The 25,530-nt window shown below is 63.7% G+C and carries 23 protein-coding genes; 18 read left to right on the forward strand and 5 right to left on the reverse strand.

The genetic code is table 11. The annotated features are described in order from the left end of the window. The 3 genes from ACWKV7_RS14715 to ACWKV7_RS14725 all read left to right on the forward strand — a co-directional run. Positions 1-566, forward strand: a 566-nt coding sequence (locus tag ACWKV7_RS14715; RefSeq protein ID WP_483858437.1) for an IS3 family transposase, incomplete at its 5' end; no start/stop codon positions are given. 171 nt (positions 567-737) lie between these two features. Beyond that, entirely contained in the window at positions 738-1,166 is a 429-nt protein-coding gene (locus ACWKV7_RS14720) for a hypothetical protein (RefSeq protein WP_483858438.1), read from the forward strand. 98 nt (positions 1,167-1,264) lie between these two features. After that, positions 1,265-1,546: a hypothetical protein gene (locus ACWKV7_RS14725; protein ID WP_483858572.1), complete on the forward strand. Its 282-nt coding sequence runs from the start codon at positions 1,265-1,267 to the stop codon at positions 1,544-1,546. Positions 1,547-1,819: 273 nt separating this feature from the next. Here ACWKV7_RS14725 and cysS read toward each other — a convergent pair whose 3' ends face one another. Continuing rightward, positions 1,820-3,205, reverse strand: coding sequence for a cysteine--tRNA ligase (cysS, locus tag ACWKV7_RS14730; RefSeq protein WP_483858439.1), 1,386 nt, complete (start codon positions 3,203-3,205; stop codon positions 1,820-1,822). Next, positions 3,205-4,878 carry a glutamine--tRNA ligase/YqeY domain fusion protein gene (locus ACWKV7_RS14735; protein WP_483858440.1) on the reverse strand — a complete coding sequence of 558 codons (1,674 nt, stop codon included), beginning with the start codon at positions 4,876-4,878 and terminating at the stop codon, positions 3,205-3,207. Before ACWKV7_RS14735 ends, cysS begins: the two co-directional genes overlap by 1 nt. 120 nt (positions 4,879-4,998) lie before the next feature. Here ACWKV7_RS14735 and ACWKV7_RS14740 point away from each other — a divergent pair, with 120 nt between their 5' ends. The 3 genes from ACWKV7_RS14740 to ACWKV7_RS14750 all read left to right on the forward strand — a co-directional run bounded on the left by ACWKV7_RS14740 (position 4,999) and on the right by ACWKV7_RS14750 (position 7,652). Next, positions 4,999-5,493: a peptidylprolyl isomerase gene (locus tag ACWKV7_RS14740; protein WP_483858441.1), complete on the forward strand. Its 495-nt coding sequence runs from the start codon at positions 4,999-5,001 to the stop codon at positions 5,491-5,493. Between the two features lie 4 nt (positions 5,494-5,497). Continuing rightward, positions 5,498-6,220 (forward strand): UDP-2,3-diacylglucosamine diphosphatase, encoded by a 723-nt coding sequence (gene lpxH, locus ACWKV7_RS14745; protein ID WP_483858442.1) that lies wholly within the window; start codon positions 5,498-5,500, stop codon positions 6,218-6,220. A gap of 100 nt (positions 6,221-6,320) precedes the next feature. Beyond that, on the forward strand, positions 6,321-7,652 hold the full coding sequence (locus tag ACWKV7_RS14750) for an SPFH domain-containing protein (RefSeq protein WP_483858443.1): 1,332 nt from the start codon (positions 6,321-6,323) through the stop codon (positions 7,650-7,652). A gap of 199 nt (positions 7,653-7,851) precedes the next feature. Here ACWKV7_RS14750 and ACWKV7_RS14755 read toward each other — a convergent pair whose 3' ends face one another. Then, entirely contained in the window at positions 7,852-8,454 is a 603-nt protein-coding gene (locus tag ACWKV7_RS14755; RefSeq protein WP_483858444.1) for a MiaE family protein, read from the reverse strand. A gap of 153 nt (positions 8,455-8,607) precedes the next feature. On the opposite strand from ACWKV7_RS14755, the gene ACWKV7_RS14760 reads away from it, so the two are divergent. Then, positions 8,608-9,477: a universal stress protein gene (locus tag ACWKV7_RS14760; protein WP_483858445.1), complete on the forward strand. Its 870-nt coding sequence runs from the start codon at positions 8,608-8,610 to the stop codon at positions 9,475-9,477. 83 nt (positions 9,478-9,560) lie between these two features. On the opposite strand, the gene ACWKV7_RS14765 is transcribed toward ACWKV7_RS14760, so the two are convergent. Beyond that, on the reverse strand, positions 9,561-10,037 hold the full coding sequence (locus ACWKV7_RS14765) for a DUF1289 domain-containing protein (RefSeq protein WP_483858446.1): 477 nt from the start codon (positions 10,035-10,037) through the stop codon (positions 9,561-9,563). A 513-nt stretch (positions 10,038-10,550) separates the two neighbouring features. Between ACWKV7_RS14765 and acnB the strand changes: the two genes are divergently transcribed. The 7 genes from acnB to ACWKV7_RS14800 all read left to right on the forward strand — a co-directional run bounded on the left by acnB (position 10,551) and on the right by ACWKV7_RS14800 (position 20,982). After that, a complete protein-coding gene (gene acnB, locus ACWKV7_RS14770; RefSeq protein ID WP_483858447.1) occupies positions 10,551-13,160 on the forward strand; it encodes a bifunctional aconitate hydratase 2/2-methylisocitrate dehydratase in 2,610 nt (869 codons plus the stop codon). A gap of 261 nt (positions 13,161-13,421) precedes the next feature. Further along, positions 13,422-14,642 carry a CmpA/NrtA family ABC transporter substrate-binding protein gene (locus ACWKV7_RS14775; RefSeq protein ID WP_483858448.1) on the forward strand — a complete coding sequence of 407 codons (1,221 nt, stop codon included), beginning with the start codon at positions 13,422-13,424 and terminating at the stop codon, positions 14,640-14,642. Positions 14,643-14,663: 21 nt separating this feature from the next. Further along, positions 14,664-15,242: an ANTAR domain-containing response regulator gene (locus ACWKV7_RS14780; protein WP_483858449.1), complete on the forward strand. Its 579-nt coding sequence runs from the start codon at positions 14,664-14,666 to the stop codon at positions 15,240-15,242. Between the two features lie 193 nt (positions 15,243-15,435). Beyond that, positions 15,436-16,800, forward strand: coding sequence for a pyridoxal phosphate-dependent decarboxylase family protein (locus ACWKV7_RS14785; RefSeq protein ID WP_483858450.1), 1,365 nt, complete (start codon positions 15,436-15,438; stop codon positions 16,798-16,800). 112 nt (positions 16,801-16,912) lie between these two features. Continuing rightward, a complete protein-coding gene (gene alaC / locus ACWKV7_RS14790; protein ID WP_483858451.1) occupies positions 16,913-18,145 on the forward strand; it encodes an alanine transaminase in 1,233 nt (410 codons plus the stop codon). 294 nt (positions 18,146-18,439) lie between these two features. Next, the gene (locus tag ACWKV7_RS14795) at positions 18,440-19,537 is read left to right on the forward strand and encodes a polysaccharide lyase family 7 protein (protein WP_483858452.1); all 1,098 of its coding nucleotides are present in this window, start codon (positions 18,440-18,442) and stop codon (positions 19,535-19,537) included. A 338-nt stretch (positions 19,538-19,875) separates the two neighbouring features. After that, the gene (locus tag ACWKV7_RS14800; RefSeq protein ID WP_483858453.1) at positions 19,876-20,982 is read left to right on the forward strand and encodes a polysaccharide lyase family 7 protein; all 1,107 of its coding nucleotides are present in this window, start codon (positions 19,876-19,878) and stop codon (positions 20,980-20,982) included. A 45-nt stretch (positions 20,983-21,027) separates the two neighbouring features. Here the strand turns inward: ACWKV7_RS14800 and ACWKV7_RS14805 are convergent, their stop codons facing one another. After that, entirely contained in the window at positions 21,028-21,411 is a 384-nt protein-coding gene (locus tag ACWKV7_RS14805) for a hypothetical protein (RefSeq protein ID WP_483858454.1), read from the reverse strand. A 169-nt stretch (positions 21,412-21,580) separates the two neighbouring features. Here ACWKV7_RS14805 and ACWKV7_RS14810 point away from each other — a divergent pair, with 169 nt between their 5' ends. The 4 genes from ACWKV7_RS14810 (at position 21,581) to ACWKV7_RS14825 (ending at position 25,430) form a co-directional block, all read left to right on the forward strand. Beyond that, positions 21,581-21,889, forward strand: a complete 309-nt coding sequence (locus ACWKV7_RS14810; RefSeq protein WP_483858455.1) for a transcriptional regulator — start codon at positions 21,581-21,583, stop codon at positions 21,887-21,889. A 306-nt stretch (positions 21,890-22,195) separates the two neighbouring features. Continuing rightward, positions 22,196-23,578, forward strand: a complete 1,383-nt coding sequence (locus ACWKV7_RS14815; protein WP_483858456.1) for a CmpA/NrtA family ABC transporter substrate-binding protein — start codon at positions 22,196-22,198, stop codon at positions 23,576-23,578. 51 nt (positions 23,579-23,629) lie between these two features. Continuing rightward, a complete protein-coding gene (locus tag ACWKV7_RS14820) occupies positions 23,630-24,622 on the forward strand; it encodes an ABC transporter permease (protein ID WP_483858457.1) in 993 nt (330 codons plus the stop codon). A gap of 10 nt (positions 24,623-24,632) precedes the next feature. Continuing rightward, on the forward strand, positions 24,633-25,430 hold the full coding sequence (locus ACWKV7_RS14825) for an ABC transporter ATP-binding protein (RefSeq protein WP_483858458.1): 798 nt from the start codon (positions 24,633-24,635) through the stop codon (positions 25,428-25,430). Positions 25,431-25,530: the final 100 nt, after the last annotated feature.

Here is a 25,530-nt window from a genome sequence, read left to right on the forward strand (position 1 = left end):
CGTTCAAGGCCACCACCAACTCCCGCCACTCCCTGCCGGTGGCGGAGAACTTGCTCAAGCAGGATTTCACGGCATCGACCCCAAATCAGAAATGGGTGGGCGACATCACCTACCTGCACACCGAGGAAGGATGGTTGTACCTGGCGGTGGTCATCGACCTCTACTCGCGGATGGTCATTGGCTGGTCCCTGAGCGAGCGCATGACCGCCGATCTAACCTGCGATGCCTTGCGCATGGCCTTATGGCGACGTAAGTACCCCAAGAGCGTGATAGTGCACAGCGATAGAGGCAGCCAGTACTGCTCAGCGGCTTACCAAGAGCTGATCCGCGCCCATTACCTGCGATGCAGCATGAGCGCGAAGGGCAACTGCTACGACAACGCCTGTGCGGAGAGCTTCTTCCACAGTTTGAAGGTCGAATGCATCCACGGTGAGCGCTTCATGAACCGCGCCCAGATGCGAGAAACCGTATTTGAATACATCGAAATCGACTACAACCGCCAGCGGCGTCACAGCACACTGGGGCACATCAGCCCAGAGGGCTTCGAGGCCAGGATGAGGGCTTAAACACGTGTCCACGATTGCTGGGCAAGATCACTTCAACCAGCTGCTGGCCCTGCTGCTGTTCGCCTCGACCTGGCTGGCGGTGTTGCTCTAGGGGACAACCGGTGGAAAGCGCCTCGCCAGGCGCGGCACAATCCCACGCCTCGCCACGCCGCTGCTTGGACTCCCCGCCGCATGAAACCCCTACTGTTCGATGCCGTTCACGAAATCGTCCTGGCCATGGTCAACGCGTCTGCCATGGACGACAAGAAAGCCCAATGGGCTGCCTACCAGGAACTGGTCAACCTGTGCGAAAGCAGCGAAAGCGCCGGCAACCAGCATCCGTTTCAATGGGAAACGCTTGGGGATTTCACTGCCGACAAGGCGATTGCGATGCGCTTCTACGAAAAAGCGCTCGGCTATGCGGAGGCCGCCGGGCTGGATGAGTACATCGCCTCCATCAGCCTGGCGATGGCAGAGGCGTTTCTTGACCTGGGCGATACGGCAAGAGCCAACATCCTGGCCATTCAAGCCAACGAGGCCGCCATGCGGACGGATGATCTGGAGCTCAGAGAAAACGTCAGCGCACTCATCAAAAACCTGCCTGGGCCCTGGCCCGACTGATAGCGAACTGACTGCACGCCATGCGGGTCCAACTTCTTGAAGGGATGGCCGAAACGCGTTGTTTCGGCGAAGTTTCCCGCCCAAAGGAGACCGGAACGATGGTTACTCACTTCAGGGTCGACGGGCACCTTGCCTGCGGCCGGCACGGCGACAACCTCACATCCAGCCCCGAACTCGCCAAGGTGAAATGCCGCAACTGCCGCAATACCGAGGCGTTCAAACAAGCCCGCCAAACCGCGCGCAACGCCGCGCGCAGAGGTAACCGCACCAACCGTCAGCAAGTGGCGAGCGACTGGCGCAGCGCCTGGCGGGAAAAGCTCACCGCCCTGCCCGGTCGGCAGCGCTTGCCGCGCGGTTTTGCCGACCAGGCGTTTGTTTGAAGCGACTGGCACAGTCGGCCAGGGCAGCGTCTGAAGAGCATTGCAGCATGGGAGCGCTATGCGCTCCTTGTTGGGCTTCGCTTCGCTCAACCGCAACCTACGGGTGCAGGCTTCAGCTCGCGCCGTGGCTGCAAGCCTTTGTAGGAGCGGGCCATGCCCGCGAACTGTCGGTGAGGATCGCTCTATCGCGGGCATGGCCCGCTCCTACGGAAAAATGAAGTAGCCGGAAAAGACAAAGGCCGCATCGGCGGCCTTTGTCTTTGCGGCAACGGGTCAGTCCGCCAGGCGCCAGGTGGTGCCGCCCTTGCCATCCTCCAGCACCACGCCCATGGCGGTGAGCTGGTCGCGAATGCGGTCGGATTCGGCCCAGTTCTTCTCGGCTCGAGCCTGCAGGCGGGCGGCGATCAAGGCGTCCACTTCGGCCGCATCGACCTTGCCTTCGGCGCCGGCCTTGAGGAAATCGTCCGGCTCCAGTTGCAGCACGCCGAGCAGCCCGGCCAGTTCCTTCAGGCGCGCGGCCAGGCCGGCAGCGGCTTGCAGGTCGGACTCGCGCAGGCGATTGACTTCGCGGACCAGCTCGAACAGCACGGCGCAGGCTTCCGGGGTGTTGAAGTCGTCGTCCATGGCCGCCTTGAAGCGCTCGACGAAGGCCTCGCCACCGGCAGGCTGAGCCTCCGGCAGGCCCTTGAGGGCGTGGTAGAAGCGCTCCAGGGCGCCCTTGGCTTCCTTGAGGCTGTCTTCGGAGTAGTTGATCGGGCTGCGGTAGTGGCTGGACACCAGCAGGTAACGCACCACTTCCGGGTGGTACTTCTCCAGCACTTCGCGAATGGTGAAGAAGTTGCCCAGGGATTTGGACATCTTCTCGCCATCCACGCGCACCGCGCCGGCGTGCATCCAGGTGTTGGCGTAGTGCTTGCCGGTGGCCGCCTCGCTCTGTGCGATCTCGTTCTCGTGGTGCGGGAATACCAGGTCCGGGCCGCCGCCGTGGATGTCGAAGGTCTCGCCCAGGCAGCAAGTGGACATCACCGAGCATTCGATGTGCCAGCCCGGACGCCCCTTGCCCCAGGGCGAATCCCAGCTCGGCTCGCCCGGCTTGGCGCCTTTCCACAGCACGAAGTCCAGCGGGTCTTCCTTGATCTCGTCGACCTCGATGCGCGCACCGATCTTCAGGTCTTCGATCTTCTTGCGCGAGAGCTTGCCGTAGCCTTCGAACTTGCCGACGCGGTAGTAGACGTCGCCGTTGCCGGGCGCGTAGGCGTAGCCCTTGTCGATCAGCGTCTGGATCATCTGGTGCATGCCGGCGATATGGCCGGTGGCGCGCGGCTCGATATCCGGGCGCTGCACGGCCAAGCGTGTCTCGTCCTCGTGCATGGCGGCGATCATGCGATCCACCAGCGCTTCGAACGGCTCGCCGTTGTCATTGGCGCGCTTGATGATCTTGTCGTCGATGTCGGTGATGTTGCGCACGTAGGTCAGCGCATAGCCGGACTGACGCAGCCAGCGGGCGATCACGTCGAAGGCGACCATCACGCGGGCGTGGCCGATGTGGCAGAAGTCGTAGACGGTCATGCCGCAGACGTACATGCGCACCTGGTTGCCCTCAAGCGGCTGGAACGGCTCTTTGACCTTGCTCAGGGTGTTGTAGATGCTCAGCGCCATCACTGACCCCAGGAGTCACGCAGGGTGACGGTGCGGTTGAATACGGGGGCGCCGGGCTTGCTGTCCTTCAGATCAGCGACGAAGTAGCCCTCGCGCTCGAACTGGAAGCGCTCTTCCGGCGCGGCGTTGGCCAGAGACGGTTCGGCGCGGCAGCCCTTGAGCACCACCAGCGACTCCGGATTGATGTTGTCGAGGAAGCTGCCGCCCTCCTCGCTCTTCTCCGGGTTGGCGGAGCGGAACAGGCGGTCGTACAGGCGTACTTCGCACTCGACGCTCTCGGCGGCCGGCACCCAGTGGATCACGCCCTTGACCTTGCGGCCTTCAGGGTTCTTGCCCAGGGTGTTCTCGTCGTAGGAGCAGCGCAGCTCGACGATATTGCCGTCGGCGTCCTTGATCGCCTCGTCGGCGCGGATCACGTAGCTGCCGCGCAGGCGCACTTCGCCGCCGGGGATCAGGCGCTTGTAGCCGGCCGGCGGGACTTCTTCGAAGTCGCTGGCGTCGATGTAGATCTCGCGGGAGAACGGCAGCACACGCACGCCCATGTCCTGCTTGGGATGGCGCGGCAGTTCGAGGTTCTCGACCTTGCCTTCCGGGTAGTTGGTGATCACTACCTTCAGCGGCTTGAGCACACACATGGCACGGGCGGCGTTGGCGTCCAGGTCTTCGCGGATGGCGAATTCCAGCATGCCGATGTCCACCACGCCGCCGGCGCGGTTGACGCCGATCATCTCGCAGAAGGTGCGGATGGAGGCCGGGGTGTAGCCGCGGCGGCGATAGCCGGAAAGCGTGGACATGCGCGGGTCGTCCCAGCCGCTCACATGCCCCTCGTCCACCAGTTGCTTGAGCTTGCGCTTGCTGGTGATGGTGTAGTTCAGGTTGAGACGGGCGAATTCGTACTGGCGCGGCTGGGCCGGCACCGGCAGGTTGGCCAGGAACCACTCGTACAGCGGGCGATGGTCCTCGAACTCCAGGGTGCAGATGGAGTGGGTGATGCCCTCGAGGGCGTCGGACTGGCCGTGGGTGAAGTCATAGCTCGGGTAGATGCACCACTTGTCGCCGGTCTGGTGGTGATGGGCGTGGCGAATGCGGTAGAGGATCGGGTCGCGCAGGTTGATGTTCGGCGAGGCCATGTCGATCTTGGCGCGCAGCGAGCGGGTGCCATCCGGGAATTCGCCAGCCTTCATGCGGGCGAACAGGTCGAGGTTCTCTTCCACGCTGCGCTCGCGGAACGGGCTGTTCTTGCCCGGCTCGTGCAGGCTGCCGCGATACGCGCGCATTTCCTCGGCATTCAGGTCGCAGACGAAGGCCTTGCCGGCCTTGATCAGGTGGATGGCCCACTCATGCAGCTGATCGAAGTAATCGGAGGCGTAGTGTTCCTCGCCGGCCCACTTGAAGCCCAGCCATTCGACGTCGCTCTTGATCGCGTCGATGTATTCCTGGTCTTCCTTGGCCGGGTTGGTGTCGTCGAAACGCAGGTTGCACTCGCCGCCGAACTCCTCGGCCAGGCCGAAGTTCAGGCAGATCGACTTGGCATGGCCGATGTGCAGGTAGCCGTTGGGCTCCGGGGGGAAGCGGGTGACGATCTTGCTATGCTTGCCGGCATCCAGGTCGGCTTGGACGATCGGCCGGAGGAAGTTGGCGGCGGGCGTGGCGGCGTTTTCGGGCTTGCTCATGGGGTCCTTGGCTATCCGGGTGACCAGCCAGGGTAGGCCGGTCAAATCAAAGCCCGTATCATAGCCGAAGCTGTCAAGCCCCTGACAGGCCTTCTATTTTCCCGAGAGAGCGGAATTCCCATGATCAAGTTGCATACCAACCACGGCGTCATCACCCTCAACCTGTTCGCCGACAAGGCGCCGGAAACCGTGGCCAACTTCGAAGAGTATGTGAAGGCCGGCCACTACGACGGCACCATCTTCCATCGCGTGATCGGCAACTTCATGATCCAGGGCGGCGGTTTCGAACCGGGCATGAAGCAGAAAGCCACCCGTACCCCAATCAAGAACGAAGCCAACAATGGCGTCTCCAACAAGGTCGGCACCGTGGCCATGGCCCGCACCATGGAACCGCACTCGGCTTCCGCGCAGTTCTTCATCAACGTCGCCGACAACACCTTCCTCGACCACAGCGCACCCACCGTGCAGGGCTGGGGTTATGCGGTGTTCGGTGAAGTGGTCGAAGGCATGGAGGTGGTCAACAAGATCAAGGGCGTGGCCACCACCATGAAAGGCGGCCACCAGGACGTTCCGGTGGACGACGTGATCATCGAGAAGGCCGAGATCGTCGAGTAATCACGTGATCCTGCTGATCTCCGATCTGCACCTTGACGAGCAACGCCCGGACCTCAGCCGGGCGTTTCTGCATTTCCTCAAGACTCGCGCGCCCCAGGCCGAGGCGCTGTACATCCTCGGCGACTTCTTCGAAGCCTGGATCGGCGACGACGCCATGAGCCCGTTCCAACGCTCCATCGCCGAGGCCCTGCGCGAGCTGAGCGACAGCGGCACGCGCATCTACCTGATGCACGGCAACCGCGACTTCCTGCTCGGCGAGGGTTTCTGCCGCGCCGCCGGCTGCACGCTGCTGGCCGATCCGTCGCTGGTGCGATTGAACGGCGAGCAGGTGCTGCTGATGCACGGCGACAGCCTGTGCACCCGCGACCTGGCCTACATGCGCCTGCGCCGCATCCTGCGCAATCCGCTGACGTTATGGGTGCTGCGCCACCTGCCACTGGCCACCCGCCACAAACTGGCACGCAAGCTGCGCAAGGAAAGCCGCATGCAGACGCGGCAGAAGGCCATGGAGATCGTCGACGTCACGCCCGAAGAGGTCGTGCGCCTGATGGAGGCCAAAGGCGTTCGCACGCTGATCCATGGACACACCCATCGGCCGGCGGTGCACGACCTGACCGTCGGCGGCCAGCCTGCGCGACGCATCGTGCTTGGCGATTGGGATCGCCAGGGCTGGGCCTTGCAGGTCGATACCGAGGGTTTCCGGCTGGAGGCTTTCGCCATCGAGTGATGGCACGCGAACGCCTTCACGGGATGGCACACTGCCACTTGACGGACACCCTGGCCATCAGCAGCATCGCCGCTCCCCATCAGCCCCCTCAGGAGCGACCATGCCAAGCACGGCCCAGGTGTTCAAGTTTCTCGTAGCGCCGATCCTTTTCCTCGTCATTGCCTTCGGCGTCTTCAATGGCGTGTTCTTCTATAACGAAGCCGGCTTCGCCACCCATGTGCGCACCATCTTCGGCGAGGAAAAAGTGGTCGATGACGTCGGCTACGCCACCAAGTGGTTCGGTCGCGCCACCGCATGGAAAAAGGCCCTGAGCGTGCAATCGGTCCTCACCGAGGCGCTGGCCATCGACGAGAGCAGCGACAACGACTCACTGGGCGCCACCATCGAGGCCTTCCCCATCGTCTTCCTCGGTAACGTCGACGCCAAGGTCGAGTCCTCGGCGCGCTTCCGCCTGCCGGCCGGCGAGCAGTTCCTGCGCATCGCCCAGGAGTACCGCAACCCGGAAAACTTCATCAAGACCGCGCTGGTGCCGGCGATCAAGGAAACCTTGCAGGCCACCGCTTCGCTGATGAGCGCCGATGACTTCTATGCCGGCGCCCGCAGCGAATTCGCCGCCGAGTTCGAGAACCAGCTGAACGACGGCCTCTATCTGATCAAGCGCAAGGAAATCCGCGCGCCACGCGGCCACCAGCCGAGCCAGACCGCCATTCTGCAGGCCGGCAACGAGCAAGGCGTATTCGGCGACAACAACGTCAGCCAGTTCGTCACCGAGAAGGTCACCGACAGCAAGGGCATCCCTGTCCGCAAGCAGCAACAGTTCCGCAAGTACGGCGTGGAAGTGGTGGAGGCGCGCATCACCAACGTCGACCCCAACCCGCAGTACAAGCAGCGCATGATCAAGGTGCAGCAGGCCCTCGCCGAGCTGGCCGTGGCCCGGCAGAACCGCCTGAAGGAAGAGGAAGAGAAGCTGCTGGTCACCGCCCGCGGCGAGAAGGAAGTGGAAGCCCGCCGCCAGGAAACCCTGCGCGACCAGATCGAACGCACCACCCAGGCCGAGACCGAGAAACAACTGGCGGTGATCAACGCCGAGCGCGAGCGGCAACGCGCCGAGATCGAAAAGCAGACCGCCGAACTGCTGCGCGACAAGGCGGGTATCAACGCCGAAGCCACCAAGATCACCGCCGACGCCGAAGCCCATGCCCGCGAGGCCACCATCAAGGCGGACGGTGCCCTACAGGCCAAGCTCGACACACTGGTCGCGATCAACAAGGTGTGGGCCCAGGCGGCCGCTCAGGCGCCGGTCCCCAGCGTGATGATGGGCGCTGGCCAGGGCGGTGCCAGCAGCCGCCAGGACGAAATCGGCCAATTGATGAGCGTGCTCGCCACCAAGGCAGCCCGCGACCTGGCGCTAGACCTAAAGATCCAGGAGTAAGCCTGCAACCAGAGCAAGCGCCCTACGGGGCGCTTTTTCTTTTGCGCCGCTACTCGCCTGGAAGACCACCAGACACATGCGGTGCGCCTGCCGGGCCGACGTCGGCCAGCCGGCAGCGGCACCGGGCAGGCGGGCCACGCCGGCGAAGGCCGGTCTCCGGGGGAAGCAGAAGGGGTTCGCGGGTCAGCCGAGGCCAGGCTCAGGCCGCCGCACCGCTATGGAAGCGGAACTCCTTGTCGGGCGTCAGGATGGCGTCCTGCTCGACCTCGGCAAAATACGCCACGCGCTCGTCGATCGAGCTACCGGCATAGGCTTCGGCCATCTTCAGGTAGTCCTGGTAATGCCGCGCCTCTGACTTGAGCAGCGAGCGGTAGAACTTGCCCAGTTCCTCGTCCAGATACGGCGCCAGGCGAAAGAATCGCTCACAGGAGCGCGCTTCGATGAACGCGCCGACGATAAGCGTGTCCACCAGCTTGTGCGGTTCGTTGGTGCGGATGTGCTTGTGCATGCGCTGGGCATACAGCGATGCGCTGACCGGCCGGTACGCGATTCCGCGCTTTTTCATCAGCGCCGCCACTTGTTCGAAATGACGCAGTTCCTCGCGGGCCAAACGCGACAACTTGTACTGCAGATCGGCCTTCTCGACGTAGCGAAACAACAGGTTGAGCGCGGTGGACGCCGCTTTCTTCTCGCAGTTGGCATGATCGATCAGTAGCAGGTCCTGATGCTGCAGCGCCTGGTCGATCCAGGCCTGGGGGGTCGGGCAACGCAGAAAGGCTTCTATCTCGGGTAACAATTGCATCGGGCTCTACGCTGGCAGACGGGTCAGGGGCGGGCCATTATACGAATGACGACGAGCACGGCCAGTTGTGCGCTTGATATATGTCAAAACCGCCGACTTCTGCCGGCATCTATAGTGATGTCAGGCATAAACAGCTCCAAGGAGACGATGATCATGCAAGCCATTCGCAGCATTCTGGTGGTAATGGACCCCGAGCAGCCGGAAGCTCTCGCGCTGAAAAGGGCCAAACTGATCGCCGGAGTGACTCAGTCCCACCTGCATCTGCTGGTCTGCGACAAGAAGCACGACCATTCCGCCTACCTCAACGACCTGCGTACCAGCCTTGCCCAGGAAGGCTTCAACGTCAGCGGCCAGCAGGCCTGGCACGAGAATCTCTACCAGACCATCATCGTGGTGCAGCAGGCCGAGGGCTGCGGACTGGTGATCAAGCAACACCTGCCGGACAACCCGCTCAAGCGCGCCCTGCTCACGCCTGACGACTGGAAGCTGCTGCGCTACTGCCCCGGCCCGGTGCTGATGGTGAAGACCGACAAGCCTTGGACCGGCGGCACCATTCTTGCCGCAGTGGACGTCGGCAACGCCGACAGCGATCACCGCGTGCTGCACGCCAGCATCGTCAGCCATGGCTACGACATCGCCAATCTGGCCAAGGGCGAGCTGCACGTGATCAGCGCCCACCCGACGCCAATGCTCTCCGCCGCCGACCCGACCTTCCAGCTCAAGGAGACCATCGAGGCGCGCTATCGCGAACAATGCCGTTCGTTCCAGGCCGAGTACGAGATCGCCGATTCGCGGCTGCATATCGCCGAAGGTCCTGCCGACGTGCTGATCCCGCAGATGGCCCATCAACTGCAGGCAGCGGTCACCGTGATCGGCACCGTGGCGCGCACCGGGTTATCCGGAGCATTGATCGGCAATACGGCGGAAGTGGTGCTGGATTCCCTGGAAAGCGACGTATTGGTGCTCAAGCCCGACGAGATCATCGCCCACCTGGAGGAGCTGGTTTCCCAACAACATCAGTGAGAGACACCTCAGCAAACAGAAGCCGCCCTCGGGCGGCTTCTCTTTGTCTGCTGGCAGCGGGCATGTCCAGGCCGGCCAGGCGCCTAGACGCGAATCTCCACGCCCTCGACGAGAAATCGCGGTGCGATATAGCGCTCGTAATGCGCTTCGGAAAGCAGGAAGAATTCGCGATCGATGGCATCGCGCAGCACCGGCAGCTCCCAGTCACGGAACTCGGGCAGCAGCACCACGCCGTAGGCCTCGAGCTGATTGATCAGCCGCGCGCCGCGGGCGATCAACTGATAGGCCCAGCAATACGGCGACTGCTCCGGCACGAAGCGCACCGCCCGCTGCTCCAGCTGGCCGCGCAGCAGGACGGCATCGAACACCTCCACCTTGGCCTGCATCACCTGCGCCAGGAGGATCTCCAGGCGCCGCCAGACGGCACGCTTTTCCTCCTCGCCATAGAGGTTCCAGTTCACCACCTCATGGTGAAAGCGCTTGCAGCCACGGCACACCAGGTCGCCATAGACGGTGGAGCAAAGGCCGACGCAGGGCGTTTTGATACGCTGATTGGACATGGCGGTAGGAGGACAAGCGACGTAAAACAGGCCGGCAAGCTTAGCCTTTTGTCTAGCCAGGGTCATCAGGGCATGTCGCCGCCGGCTTCCCCGGCCACCATGAAATCGTATCGGAATCCATATAAAACAAAGAGATAAAAACCAAACCGAGAACTACCCGCAGCACCGGCCGGCAATTGTCCGGGCGCAGGCGACGCTGGCATTTGGCTTAACTTTGGCGACGCATTCCAGTAGAATCGGCCCGCCATTTTTGGCGCCAATGTCCGTTAGAAGCTGTTTTCAAAGCGTCACGAGCACAGTTCATCCGGCAGGAATTCCGTTGGCGCGAGTCCGCAAGGCCTCGCGCCAGCCCTCATCAAGCCTTCCTCCGGCGTAAAACTTTGAAAGCAGCTTCTGGATGGAGCCACTGAAACCTCGGCTGTGCGGCTCAAAAAGCCGTGAAGCGCGTGTGTTCAGCGGATTCCTGGATGAGCGTCCCGATGAACCCATGGGACCACTGATGAGGGTAAGACTGTGCTTGAAGCCTATCGCAAACACGTAGAAGAGCGTGCCGCCCAGGGCGTTGTGCCCCAGCCGCTGAACGCCGAACAAACCGCAGGCCTGGTCGAGCTGCTGAAGAACCCGCCGGCCGGCGAAGAAGCCTTCCTCGTTGATCTGATCACCAACCGCGTACCGCCGGGCGTCGACGAAGCCGCCTATGTCAAGGCCGGTTTCCTCTCCGCCGTCGCCAAGGGCGAAGCCACTTCCCCGCTGATCAGCAAGCAGCGCGCCGTCGAACTGCTGGGCACCATGCAGGGCGGCTACAACATCGCTACCCTGGTCGAGCTGCTGGACAGCGCCGAGCTGGCCGAAGTTGCCGCCGAACAGCTCAAACACACCCTGCTGATGTTCGACGCCTTCCATGACGTCGCCGAGAAAGCCAAGGCCGGCAATGCCAACGCCAAGGCCGTACTGCAGTCCTGGGCCGATGGCGAGTGGTTCACCAACCGCCCGGCCGTCCCGGAGAAGGTCACCCTGGCCGTTTTCAAGGTCACCGGCGAAACCAACACCGACGACCTGTCGCCGGCTCCGGATGCCTGGTCGCGCCCGGACATCCCGCTGCACGCCCTGGCCATGCTGAAAATGGCCCGCGATGGCATCAACCCCGACGTGCCTGGCTCGGTCGGCCCGCTGAAGCAGATGGAAGAACTGAAGGCCAAGGGCTTCCCGGTTGCCTACGTCGGTGACGTGGTCGGTACCGGCTCTTCCCGCAAGTCCGCCACCAACTCGGTGCTGTGGTTCTTCGGTGACGACATTCCCTTCGTTCCGAACAAGCGCGCTGGCGGTTTCTGCTTCGGCACCAAGATCGCCCCGATCTTCTACAACACCATGGAAGACGCCGGCGCCCTGCCGATCGAATTCGACTGCACCAACCTGGCCATGGGCGACGTGATCGACGTCTACCCGATCAAGGGTGAAGTGCGCCGTCACGGCAGCGACGAGCTGGTCACCACTTTCCAGCTGAAGACCGACGTGCTGCTCGACGAAGTTCGCGCAGGCGGCCGTATTCCGCTGATCGTCGGTCGCGGCCTGACCGACAAGGCGCGCGCCGAGCTCGGTCTGGGCGCCTCCGACCTGTTCAAGAAGCCGGAAGCACCGGCCGACAGCGGCAAGGGCTTCACCCTGGCGCAGAAGATGGTCGGCCGCGCTTGCGGTCTGCCGGAAGGCCAGGGCGTGCGTCCGGGCACCTACTGCGAGCCGAAGATGACCACCGTCGGCTCCCAGGACACCACCGGCCCGATGACCCGCGACGAGCTGAAAGACCTGGCTTGCCTGGGCTTCTCCGCCGACCTGGTGATGCAGTCCTTCTGCCACACCGCGGCCTATCCGAAGCCGATCGACGTCACCACCCACCACACCCTGCCGGATTTCATCCGCACCCGTGGCGGCGTGTCCCTGCGTCCGGGCGACGGCATCATCCACAGCTGGCTGAACCGCATGCTGCTGCCGGATACCGTCGGCACCGGTGGCGACTCGCACACCCGCTTCCCGATCGGGATTTCCTTCCCGGCCGGCTCCGGCCTGGTGGCCTTCGCCGCCGCCACCGGCGTGATGCCGCTGGACATGCCGGAATCCGTCCTGGTGCGCTTCAAGGGCAAGATGCAGCCCGGGATCACCCTGCGTGACCTGGTGCATGCCATCCCCTACTACGCCATCCAGGCCGGCCTGCTGACCGTCGAGAAGAAGGGCAAGAAGAACATCTTCTCCGGCCGCATCCTCGAGATCGAAGGCCTGAACGAGCTGACCGTCGAGCAAGCGTTCGAGCTGTCCGACGCCTCCGCCGAGCGTTCCGCTGCCGGTTGCGCGATCAAGCTGCCGGAAGCGGCCATCGCCGAGTACCTGAACTCCAACATCACCCTGCTGCGCTGGATGATCGGCGAAGGCTACGGCGACGCCCGCACCCTGGAGCGTCGCGCCCAGGCGATGGAAGCCTGGCTGGCCGATCCGAAGCTGCTGGAAGCGGACAAGGACGCCGAATACGCCGCGGTGATCGAGATCGACCTGGCCAACGTGAAAGAGCCGGTCCTCTGCGCGCCGAACGATCCGGACGATGCCCGTCTGCTGTCCACCGTGGCCGGCGAGAAGATCGACGAGGTGTTCATTGGCTCCTGCATGACCAACATCGGCCACTTCCGCGCTGCCGGCAAGTTGCTGGATAAGGTCAAGGGCGGCATTCCGACCCGCCTGTGGCTGGCTCCGCCGACCAAGATGGACGCCCACCAGCTGACCGAGGAAGGCTACTACGGCATCTACGGCAAGGCCGGTGCGCGCATGGAAATGCCCGGCTGCTCGCTGTGCATGGGTAACCAGGCACGCGTCCAGACCGGTTCCACCGTGGTTTCCACCTCCACCCGTAACTTCCCGAACCGCCTGGGCGACGCGACCAACGTGTACCTGGCCTCCGCCGAACTGGCAGCGGTCGCCTCGATCATCGGCAAGCTGCCGACCGTCGAGGAGTACATGCAGTACGCGAAGGACATCGACAGCATGGCTGCCGACGTCTACCGCTACCTGAGCTTCGATCAGATCGCCGAGTACAAGGAAGCCGCTGCGAACGCCCAGATCCCGGTCGTTCAAGCCTAAGCCTTAGCCGGCAACGAATGAGCCCCGCCCCGTGCGGGGCTTTTTCTTTTCGCCTCGCGAGGAAACGCGATCTGCACGCAGGGGCGAATTCATTCGCCCTAGAGATCGCCATCGGACGATGGCATATCGCTTGCTAGCTCCATTGCAAAAGAACCGTCTCCAACGGCGGAGTCGGTTCACAGGCAATGGCGCCGCTTACAGCTCCTGCATCGGGCAGCAGTTGGAGCGGCGCCTTTTTGTTCAACGGTGGAACAAAAGCAAATGACCGACAACCAAGCAACTTCGCGCAAAGATGCCCTGGCCTGGGTCGCTGGCAGCGATGCCCCGGAAAAGAACGCCATCAACCTGGGCTTCATGGCCCTGACCGACTCTGCCTCACTGATCGTCGCCGCCACCCAGGGCTTCGCCCAGCCCTACGGCTTGACGCTGAACCTCAAGCGCCAGGCATCCTGGGCGACGCTGCGCGACAAGCTCATCAGCGGCGAACTGGACGCCGCGCAGGGCCTCTACGGCCTGCTCTACGCCGTGCACCTGGGAATCGGCGGCACGCCGCCGGTGGACATGGCGGTGCTCATGGGCCTGTCCCAGAACGGCCAGAGCATCAACCTCTCGCAACCGCTGAAGGATGCCGGCGTGACCAGTGGCGAAGCGCTATCCCGCTACGCGCACCAAAGTGATGCAAAGCTGACCCTGGCGCAGACTTTCCCCACCGGCACCCATGCCTTGTGGCTCTACTACTGGCTGGCCAGCCAGGGCATTCACCCGTTGGACGACGTCAATACCGTGGTGGTGCCGCCCTCGCAGATGGTCGCCCACATCCAGGCCGGCCGCATCGACGGCTTCTGTGCCGGCGAGCCCTGGGGCGCCCAGGCGATCGAAGAGCGCATGGGCTTCACCCTGGCCACCAGCCAGTCGATCTGGCCCGACCATCCGGAAAAGGTGCTCGGCTGCACCCGCGAATTCGTCGAAACCTACCCGAATACTGCCCGCGCCCTGGTGATGGCCGTGCTGGAAGCCAGCCGCTTCATCGATGCGAGCGAAGAGAACAAGCGCAGCACCGCGCAGTTGCTCAGCAGCAGCGAGTACGTGGACGCCCCGCTGGCGGCGATCCAGCCGCGCTTTCTCGGCCAATACGAGGACGGCATCGGGCACGCCTGGCTGGACCGGCATGCCCTGCGGTTCTTCGGCGACGGCGAGGTGAACATGCCCTACCTGTCCGATGGCCTCTGGTTCATGACCCAGTTCCGCCGCTGGGGCCTGCTGCGCGACGACCCGGACTACCAAGGCGTGGCCGCCCAGGTCCAGCAACTGGCCCTTTACCGCGATGCCGCCAGCGCCCTGGGCATCCCGGTACCCGCCACGCCCATGCGCCGTTCCATACTGCTCGACGGTAAGCTATGGGACGGCTGCGATCCCGCCGGCTACGCGCGCAGTTTCGCCCTGCACGCGCTGGCCAACGACAAACAGACGCTTGCCCTCTAACTCAACGGGACAACCGCCACTATGCTGCGCATCCTCCTGATCAACGACACCGCCAAGAAAGTCGGTCGCCTCAAGGCCGTGCTGATCGAAGCCGGTTTCGACGTGATCGACGAGTCCGGGCTGACCATCGACCTGCCCGAGCGGGTCGAGGCCGTGCGCCCCGACGTAATCCTGATCGACACCGAGTCACCGGGCCGCGACGTGATGGAACAGGTGTGCCTGGTCACCCGCGACCAGCCCCGCCCCATCGTCATGTTCACCGACGAAGACGACCCCGACGTGATGCGCCAGGCGATCAAGTCCGGCGTCAGCGCCTACATCGTCGAGGGCATGCAAGCCAGTCGCCTCAAGCCAATCCTCGAGGTCGCAATGGCCCGCTTCGAAAACGACCAGGCATTGCGCGCGCAGCTGCATGCTCGCGACCAGCAACTGGCCGAGCGCAAGCGCATCGAACTGGCCAAGGGCATGCTGATGAAGATGAAGAACTGCAACGAAGAAGACGCCTATACCCTGATGCGCCGCCAGGCCATGAGCCGCCAGCAGAAGCTGATTCAGGTGGCCGAACAGATCATCGCCATGAACGACTTGCTCGGCGAATGACCCCACCCCCCTGCAGGCCCGTCTTGGCGGGCTTGCATGTATTCCCATCGGGTGTACCGCCCGAACCCGAACTGTTCGGTTGATATCGAGCACGCGGCAGGCACTGTATGGCCTCCCGGCCTGCAGGGTGTAACTGCTATCCCGCGACGGCACCCGCTAAGGTAGCCCTCTCCTTTCCTGCGAGAAGCCCGACATGCTCAGTCCTGCCGATGAACGCCGCCTGCTGGCGGATGCCGATCGCCGTGCCTTGCACTACTTCGAAGGCCTCGCCGAGCGCCGCGCGTTTCCCACCGAGGCAGCCATCACCAACCTTGCCGCATTCGACGGCCCCTTGCCCGAACGCGGCCAGCCAGCCCGCGACGTCCTGCGCCGGGTCGATGAAATCGGTTCTCCCGCGACCGTCGCCTCGAACGGACCTCGCTATTTCGGCTTCGTCATCGGCGCGACCCTGCCCGCGGCCGCTGCAGCGGAGCGCATGGTGCTGGCCTGGGACCAATGTGCCTCTTCGTTCGACAATTCGCCGGCGGCCGATGCCCTCGAACGCGCGGCCGGACGCTGGGTGCTGGAAGCGCTCGGCCTACCCATGGACAGCGCGGTGGGCTTCGGGACCAGCGCCACCGCCTGCACGCTCGCCTGCCTGTCCGCCGCCCGCCGTGCCCTGCTGGCGCGCAAGGGCTGGGATTTCGACAACGACGGCCTGGTCGGCGCCCCGGATGTCCGCGTCCTGGTCTCCGCGACCTGCCACATCACCGTGAAGAAGGCCCTGCGCATTCTCGGTTTCGGCATGCGCCGGCTGATCGTTGCCCCTACCGACGAACACGGGCGGATCGATCCTGCCCGGTTGCCGGAGATCGACGACATGACCATCGTCTGTCTGCAGGCTGGCGAGGTGAACACCGGCGAGTTCGACCCGTTCGCCGAGCTAATGCCGCGCGCCAGGGACGCCGGCGCCTGGGTTCATGTCGACGGCGCGTTCGGGCTGTGGGCGCGGGCGTCCTCGGCGGCGACGCTGGCCGACAGCGTGGAATTGGCCGACAGCTGGACCACCGATGGCCATAAATGGCTGAACACCCCCTACGACAGCGCCATGGCCATCTGTCGGGACGCCGACGCGCTGGCCAGCGCCATGAACAGCGACGCGGTCTATGCCAGCGCCTCCAGGGATGCGCAGAAAAACCTGACCTTGGAGTTTTCCAGGCGCGCCCGCGGCGTGGCGGTCTGGGCCGCCCTGGCCTCGCTCGGGCGCGAGGGGCTGCGCGCCATGATCGACCGCCACCTGCGCCAGGCCAAATACCTCGCCGAACGCTTGCGGGAAGCCGGCTACGAGGTGGCCAACCGGGTGGTGCTGAACCAGGTGCTGGTGCGCGCCGATAGTGACGAACAGACGGTGGCGATCCGCGTTGCAGCGCAGCGCGCCGGGCAGGTCTGGTTCGGTCCGACGGTATGGCAAGGCCGCCCCGCGTTTCGCTTGAGCGTATCTTCCTGGCGCACCGGCGACGCCGACATCGATACCCTGGTCGAGGTGCTGGCGCGCCTCAAACGGGAAATTCCGGCCTGATGCTCATGCGGCGCTCGACAAGCGTCGGCGCCGCCATTATCGTGCCGCCAGGCCACCGCAGTGGCCGACGTCGCTCGGACGGTTCCGGGCGCTTACGTATCCCGAGGAAAGCATGGCTGACCAAGCTTCGCGCCGTTTTGCGCGCATCGATCGACTCCCCCCCTACGTGTTCAACATCACTGCCGAGCTGAAGATGGCCGCCCGCCGCCGTGGCGAGGACATCATCGACTTCAGCATGGGCAACCCGGACGGCGCCACGCCGCCGCATATCGTCGACAAGCTCTGCACCGTCGCCCAGCGCGAAGACACCCACGGCTACTCCACCTCGCGCGGCATCCCGCGCCTGCGCCGCGCCATTTCGCGCTGGTACAAGGATCGCTATGACGTGGAGATCGACCCGGAAAGCGAGGCCATCGTCACCATCGGTTCCAAGGAAGGCCTGGCCCACCTGATGCTGGCCACACTGGACCACGGCGATACCGTGCTGGTGCCCAACCCCAGCTATCCGATCCACATCTACGGCGCAGTGATCGCCGGCGCCCAGGTGCGCTCGGTGCCGCTGGTGCCCGGCGTGGACTTCTTCGCCGAACTGGAGCGGGCGATTCGCGAGTCGATTCCCAAACCGAAGATGATGATCCTCGGCTTTCCCTCCAACCCCACCGCTCAGTGCGTGGAGCTGGACTTCTTCGAACGCGTGGTGGCGTTGGCCAAGCAGTACGACGTACTGGTGGTGCACGACCTGGCCTATGCCGACATCGTCTACGACGGCTGGAAGGCCCCGTCGATCATGCAGGTACCGGGGGCCAAGGACATTGCCGTGGAGTTCTTCACGCTGTCCAAGAGCTACAACATGGCCGGCTGGCGCATCGGCTTCATGGTCGGCAACAAGGAGCTGGTCAATGCCCTGGCACGGATCAAGAGCTACCACGACTACGGCACCTTCACCCCGCTGCAGGTGGCCGCCATCGCGGCCCTGGAAGGCGACCAGCAGTGCGTGCGCGACATTGCCGAGCAGTACCGCCAACGCCGCAACCTACTGGTGAAGGGCCTGCACGAGATCGGCTGGAGGGTGCAGAACCCCAAGGCCTCGATGTACGTCTGGGCGAAGATTCCCGAGGCCTACGCCGCCATGGGCTCGCTGGAGTTCGCCAAGAAGCTGCTGGCCGACGCCAAGGTCTGCGTCTCCCCCGGCCTGGGCTTCGGCGACTATGGCGACGACCATGTGCGCTTCGCCCTGATCGAAAACCAGGATCGCATTCGCCAGGCCCTGCGCGGCATCAAGGCGATGTTCCGGAACGACGGCCTGCTGCCGGCAAGCACAAGGACGCGCAAGACGGCCGACTAGCACGCCGAGGCGAAGACAGGCGCACAGCGGCGTAACCGAGCAGCCTGGTTGAGTGACGCATCGACCAGGCAGATGATTCTCCCAACACCTGCCAACATCGAGCCCCCCGGCCAGCCGCCTGGCCGGGTATTCGTGAAGCCGGGGTGACTGCTGATCGAACCGCACCGCAGTCGGTGGGTCAGAACTCAAGCACCTTGCCCTCCCCAGAACAGCAAGCAGTGACCAGCGTTTTTCCGCCCGTGCAGGATCGCGTTCGGAGCGGCAGGCCCTCCCACCAGAAACAAGGACGATCACATGCTCAGCCATCGATGCCTCAGCCGTACCATCTTGCCTTCCCTCCTGCTCGGCCTGGGTGCCGGGCAAGCCCACGCCGAACTCGATCCGAGCCTGCCACCCGGCGGCAACTTCGCACTGGAGAACTGGAATATCACCATTCCGCTGGACGCTGACGGCGGGGTCAGCGGCCCAGCGACAACCCTGTCACCGGACGAGATCAGCGGCCCCACGGGCTACAGCAGCGAACCGACGTTCTACACCGACGCAGAGGGCGCCATGACCCTGTGGGCACCGCTGAATGGTGCGACCCGAGGCGGCTCCAACCATCCCCGTTCCGAACTGCGAGAGCTACTCGACCCCAGCAGCAACGATGTCAACTGGGACAGCTTCGGCACGGCGATCCTCGATGCCAAGGTGCGCGTCATGCAGGTACCCAGCGACGGCATCGCCATCGTCGGCCAGGCTCACGGGCATGGTTCCGCCCCCTTGGTAATGGTCTATTACCGCTACGACGCCGCTGCGGGAACCGGAAAGATCATGGCCAAGATGCAAGACAAGCCTAAATTGGGGCCGCCCTACGCCCAGATCGTTATTGGCGAAGACGTGAAGCTGGGCCAGGCGTTCACCTACCAGATCAAGGTCGAACGCCAGGAGGGCGGGCCGGCCATTGCGTCGGCCACCAGCAACTTCGGCACGCGCGCCGCGATGGAAATGGACAGCGCCTGGGACAACGAAACCTTCTATTTCAAGGCCGGTTCGTATCTGCACAGCTACGGAACCAGCAGCACCGAGGGAGCCCTGGTCAAGTTCTACCGGCTCGCTACCAGCCACCCGGCGGATGGCTTGCGCATCAACACCGGCACCTACCTGCCGGACGCCCAGGCGGAGGTGCCCTACAGCACTCAGCTCAGTTTTCGCGGCGGTGTCGGTGGCGGCACCTGGTCGCTGGTCAGCGGCTTTCCGCCCAAGGGCCTGACCCTGGACCGCAGCGGCCTGGTCAGCGGCATCCCCGATGCCAGTGCCATATCGCCGAAGAAGAACGACTTCGTCGCACGTGTCACCGATGCCAACGGCAGCACCTACTCGAAGAAGTTCTCCATCGTAGTCACGCCTTGATGGGTAACCTCGCGCAGCAAAGATCGGTTGCCGCGCGAGGCACCCTCCCTTCTCCCGCTACGCCCAAAGTGCCGATTAGCGGCCGAATATGTGCTGCCGTTATCGCAGGTACCGTGCGGACTGCAGCATGGGAGCGAGAAATGCTCGACAAACGAAGAAAATGACACCCTGACAACGAAACGCTGGCCAGGCTTGTATGGTCTGATTGTCTAGCAGCTCAGCCGTCGGCTTCTGCATGCCGACATTGAACCGCAGGCATTGACCAGCGTAGTTAGCGAGTGCGGGTTCGCGATTCAGGACGGCAGATAATTCCAGCCAACCGCAGTCAGGACTACCCCATGAAGCTCACTGATCGTGTCATCGATTCCGCAGGCAAAGCCCTGCTTTCCGCCGCCCTGGCCATGACGATGGCCAACCAGAGTCAGGCCGAACTCAACCCAGACATTTCCCCGGGTGGCAATTTCGCCCTGGACAACTGGCGCGTGGACTTGCCGGTCATGTCGGCAAGTGCAGGCCTGCTGCTGAGCGTGCCGCCCTCCCTGCTCGCCGGTCCGGACGGTTTCAGCTATGCGCCCTGGTTCCATACCGACTCGGACGGCGCCATGACCTTCTGGGCTCCGGTGAACGGGGACACCGTAGGCGGTTCGCGCCACCCCCGCGCGGAGCTGCGCGAGTTGATCGACCCGACCAACCACGAAGTGAACTGGAATAGCTCTGGCACTTCGATCCTGGACGCCAAGCTGCGCATCATGCAGGTACCCAGCGACGGCATCGTGATCGTTGGCCAAGTGCACGGCTATGAATCGGCTCCCCTGGTACTGGTCTATTACCGCTACGACCCCGTCAAGAAAACCGGCCGAGTGATGACCAAGCTTCAGGGAACCCCCGTCCTCGGCCCGCCCTACACCCAGCACATGATCGCCAACGACATCAAGTTGGGGCAGGCATTCACCTACCAGATCAGGGTGGAACGCCAGCCAGGCGGCCCGGCGAAGGCCTCGGTCTCCGCCAACTATGGCGAGCCGGCGGAAATGATCATGGACCCGTCCTGGGACGTGGAAACCATGTACTTCAAGGCAGGCTCCTACCTGCACTCCTATGGCACCAGCAGTACCGAGGGCGGCCTGGTGAAGTTCTACCGTCTGGCCACCAGCCATCCAGCCAATGGCCTGTTCATCACCACCTACACTTATCTGCCGAGCGCCAAGGCCAACACACCCTATAGCACCCAACTGGCCTTCCGTGGCGGAGTCGGCGGCGGCACCTGGTCGCTGGCCAGTGGCTTTCCTCCCAAGGGCCTGACGCTATCCCCGGATGGTTTGATCAGCGGCATTCCCGATCCCAGCGTGGTTTCTCCCAAGGAGAACGATTTCGTCGCGCGGGTACGTGACGCCAACGGCAATACCTATTCGAAGAAATTCTCCATCGTGGTCAACCCCGAGTAAGCGGAGCTGGCGGCGGATCGAAGTGGGCCTGATCCGCCGCCCGCATCAACCGGAATAATCCAGCGCGGTCCACGACCGATTCCCACCCTCGGCAATTACGCAATCGTCCGCTTCCAGCGATGGGCTGCGGTACAGCGTCATGCGCGCGCTACCGCCGTCCTCGCGCTCGGCCAGCCATTGCAGGCGCCCGCAATGGGGCGTATCGATCACATAGCTGGAGGCGACCATGGCGTGCCGACTGGGCAGTTTGATCACATCCAGCACCGTACCGGCCTCCTCCACGCGCCGGCCGTCGGTCACCAGCACGGCCCAGGCCTGACGCCCCTCGATCACCAGGTATGCACCGTTGGCCCTGGGGCGATCGATCTGGGGCTGGGCGCAGGCTGTCAATAGAACCAGGGAAAACAGGGTGATCAATGCGCGGTACATGATGGCGTGCTCCTCTGCGATGGATGCTCGGGGCAGCGATTGCCCTGGCAAGTGAGAGTCCTCGAGACTGACTATGCATCCAGCCTGTTTATTTGTACAGTATTTTTATCTATGCTGTCTCCCCGGTCCGACCAGACCGCCCCCTACAGCGAGAGACAGGAGCACAGCGATGCGGGACGTACTGCAGCTGAAAAACAGTGTCAGGCGAATGCCAGTGGAAAAGGTGCGCATGACCGTCGAGGAACTGCAGATGGAAGGCATCGTCACCGAGGGCCGTACCCCCTTCAGCAAGGCGCACTTCAATACCTGCTTTGCCGAAGTCGAGGCACTGCTGCAGCGGGCGGGCTATCACCGTCAGTTGGATGTGGTCGGCTACCAGGGCCAGGCCTATGCGCTCTTCGACCCGGCGCGCTGGGAGGCGGTAGAGGTACTCCGGTGGCTGCGGGACTTCGTCGAGGAATCGCAAGCCCTGCCGTGAATATGAACCAAAACCGCCCAGCAGCCGTGCACCCGTGCACGGCTATGGCCCAGCGAGCGAGGCATGAACGCGCTTCGACGGCTTGCTCGGACGCGGTATGGCACGGCGCCAGCCCGCTTGGCGCATAGGTTGAACGGCCTTCGAGCGGCTCTTGGCAAGCCCCTTGCAAATACCCCCTCAGCACCCGTCTTCGGATCGCCAACGGCGGTGATCGAGACGAATTGACAAAGGCGTCAACGGCAACCGACTGCTCGCAGTGGGGAGTGCCCGCGACGCCTTTTTTCGTTTCAGACCTGAGGGATCACCATGCTCAAACACCGCCGTACGCTCCTTAAAAAGACCCTGGTCAGCCTCGGCTGCGCCGCTGCCCTGCTGCTTTGCCCGCTGAGTGCGCAGATCGCGCTCGCCGCCGAACCGGAAAAGGAAGAACTGAAGTTCGGCTTCATCAAGCTGACCGACATGGCACCACTGGCGATCGCCTATGAAAAAGGTTTCTTCGAGGACGAAGGCCTCTACGTCACCCTCGAAGCCCAGGCCAACTGGAAGGTGCTGCTCGACCGGGTGATCGACGGCGAACTGGACGGCGCGCACATGCTCGCCGGCCAGCCGCTGGGTGCGACCATCGGCTTTGGCACCAAGGCAGAGGTCATCACCGCGTTTTCCATGGACCTCAATGGCAACGCCATCACCATGTCCAACGCGGTCTGGCAGGAGATGAAAAAGCACGTACCGATGGAAAACGGCAAGCCGGTCCATCCGATCAAGGCCGATGCACTCAAGCCGGTGATCGAGCAGTACAAGGCGCAGGGCAAGCCGTTCAACCTCGGCATGGTCTTCCCGGTTTCCACCCATAACTACGAACTGCGCTACTGGCTGGCCGCCGGCGGCATCCATCCCGGCTACTACGCGCCGCAGAAGGGCGACATCAGCGGCCAGATCGATGCCCAGGCGCTGCTCTCGGTGACTCCGCCGCCACAGATGCCGGCAACCATGGAAGCCGGCACCATCTTCGGCTACTGCGTTGGCGAGCCCTGGAACCAGCAAGCGGTGATCAAGGGTATCGGCGTGCCGGTGATCACCGACTACGAGATCTGGAAGAACAACCCGGAGAAGGTCTTCGGCGTCTCCAAGGCCTGGGCCGACTCCAACCCGGAAACCCACAAGCGTGTGGTGAAGGCGTTGATCCGTGCCGCCATGTGGCTGGACGAGAAAGACAACGCCAACCGTGCCGAAGCCGTGGAAATCCTCTCGCGGCCGGAGTACGTCGGCGCCGATGCCAAGGTGATCGCCAATTCCATGACCGGCACCTTCGAGTACGAAAAGGGCGACAAGCGTGAGGTACCGGACTTCAACGTGTTCTTCCGCCACAACGCGACCTACCCCTACTACTCGGACGCCATCTGGTACCTGACCCAGATGCGCCGCTGGGGCCAGATCGGGGAGGCCAAGCCGGACGGTTGGTACATGGACATTGCCAAGCAGGTCTATCGCCCGGACCTGTACCGCATCGCCGCCGCGGAGCTGATCGCCGAGGGCAAGGCCAAGGCCGAGGACTTCCCCGCTGCGGACGAGCAGGGTTTCCGTGCACCGACCGCCGAGTTCATCGACGGCATCACCTACGACGGTCGCCACCCGAACGCCTATCTCGAGCAATTCCAGATCGGCCTGAAAGGCGACACCCGGCTCTAAGCGCTTCCCGGAGCCGGCGTGCCGGCTCCCACCTACAAAGAGGACAGGTCGATGAGCAATGCGAACGTCGCCACCCCGATAACCGAAACCTTGAAAAAAGCCCGCACCACAGCGCTGCTCAAGCGCTGGGCTCCCCCTCTGATCCTGCCATTGCTGGGTATTCTCGGCTTCCTGCTGTGCTGGCAGCTGATCGCCAACAACATCCAGACCAGCCTCGGCCAGTTTCCCGGCCCGGTGCAGGTTTCCGCACAGTTCTCCGGCCTGGTCGGCGCGCATATGCGCGAACGCCAGAAGGCCGAGGCCTTCTACGCACGCCAGGAGGAACGCAATGCCGAACGACTGGCCAAGGATCCGACCGCGACGGTGAAGATCCGACCGTACACCGGCAAACCGACCTTCCTGCAGCAGATCGTCACCAGCCTCTATACGGTGATGGCCGGCTTCGCCGTCGCCTCGCTGGTCGCCATTCCACTGGGCATCGTCTGCGGCTTGAGCAAGACCATCTACACCGCGATCAACCCCTTGATCCAGGTGTTCAAGCCGGTCTCGCCGCTGGCCTGGCTGCCCCTGGTGACCATGCTGGTCAGCGCCCTCTATGTCAGCGAGGACCCGCTGTTCGCCAAGTCATTCCTCACCTCGGCCCTCACCGTGGCCCTCTGCTGCCTGTGGCCGACGGTGATCAATACCACGGTCGGCGTGGCCAGTATCGACGCCGACCTGAACAACGTCAGCAAGGTATTGCGTCTCTCGCCGCTGTCCCACGTGCGGCGCATCGTGCTGCCGGCGGCGGTGCCGATGATCTTCACCGGCCTGCGCCTATCCCTGGGTACTGGTTGGATGGTACTGATCGCCGCCGAGATGCTCGCGCAGAACCCTGGGCTGGGTAAGTTCATCTGGGATGAATTCCAGAACGGCAGCTCCAACTCCCTCGGCCGCATCATGGTGGCGGTGATCGTCATCGGCCTGATTGGCTTTGCCCTCGACCGTCTCATGCTGTTGCTCCAGCGCCTGTTCAGCTGGGACAAGAACGCCGTGCTGCGCTAAGGAGATCGCCATGAATCACACTCCCCACCTCGAACTGACCGGCGTCGGCATCGACTTCCCCACCGACAAGGGCCTGTTCTGCGCGCTGCAGAACGTCAACCTGCGAATCGCCAAGGGCGAGTTCGTCTCGCTGATCGGTCACTCCGGCTGCGGCAAGTCGACGGTCCTCAACATCGTCGCCGGGCTCTACCGGGCCACCACGGGCGGCGTCATCCTCGACGGCCGCGAAGTCGACGAGCCCGGCCCGGAGCGCGCCGTGGTGTTCCAGAACCACAGCCTGCTGCCCTGGCTGAGCTGCTACCAGAATGTCGAACTGGCCGTGCGCCAGGTATTCCAGGGCAAGAAATCGCGACGGGAAATGCGCGAATGGATCGAACACAACCTGGAGCTGGTGCATATGAACCATGCCAGGGACAAGCGCCCCAGTGAGATTTCCGGGGGCATGAAGCAGCGCATCGGTATCGCCCGCGCGCTGGCCATGCAGCCCAAGGTGTTGCTGATGGACGAGCCCTTCGGTGCCCTGGACGCCCTCACCCGCGCGCATCTGCAGGACTCGCTGATGGAGATCCATGCCGAACTGGGCAATACGGTGATCATGATTACCCACGATGTGGACGAGGCGGTGCTGCTCTCCGACCGCATCGTCATGATGACCAACGGCCCGGCGGCGACGGTCGGCGAAATCCTCGAGGTTCGCTTGCCGCGCCCGCGGGACCGCCTGCAACTCGCCCACGATCCGCGTTACCACGAATATCGCTCGGCGGTGCTGGAGTTCCTTTACCAGCGCCAGCACCGCCCGGCCGCCTGAGTACCTCCCGGAAGCTTGCCCGGCCTCGCGCCGGGCTTTTTTTGCCTGGCGGCTCGACCCAGGGCACCAGACTGCCTGTAACCCCATCCGTTGGGCTTCG

The sequence above is a fragment of the Zestomonas ipomoeae genome (assembly GCF_057128665.1).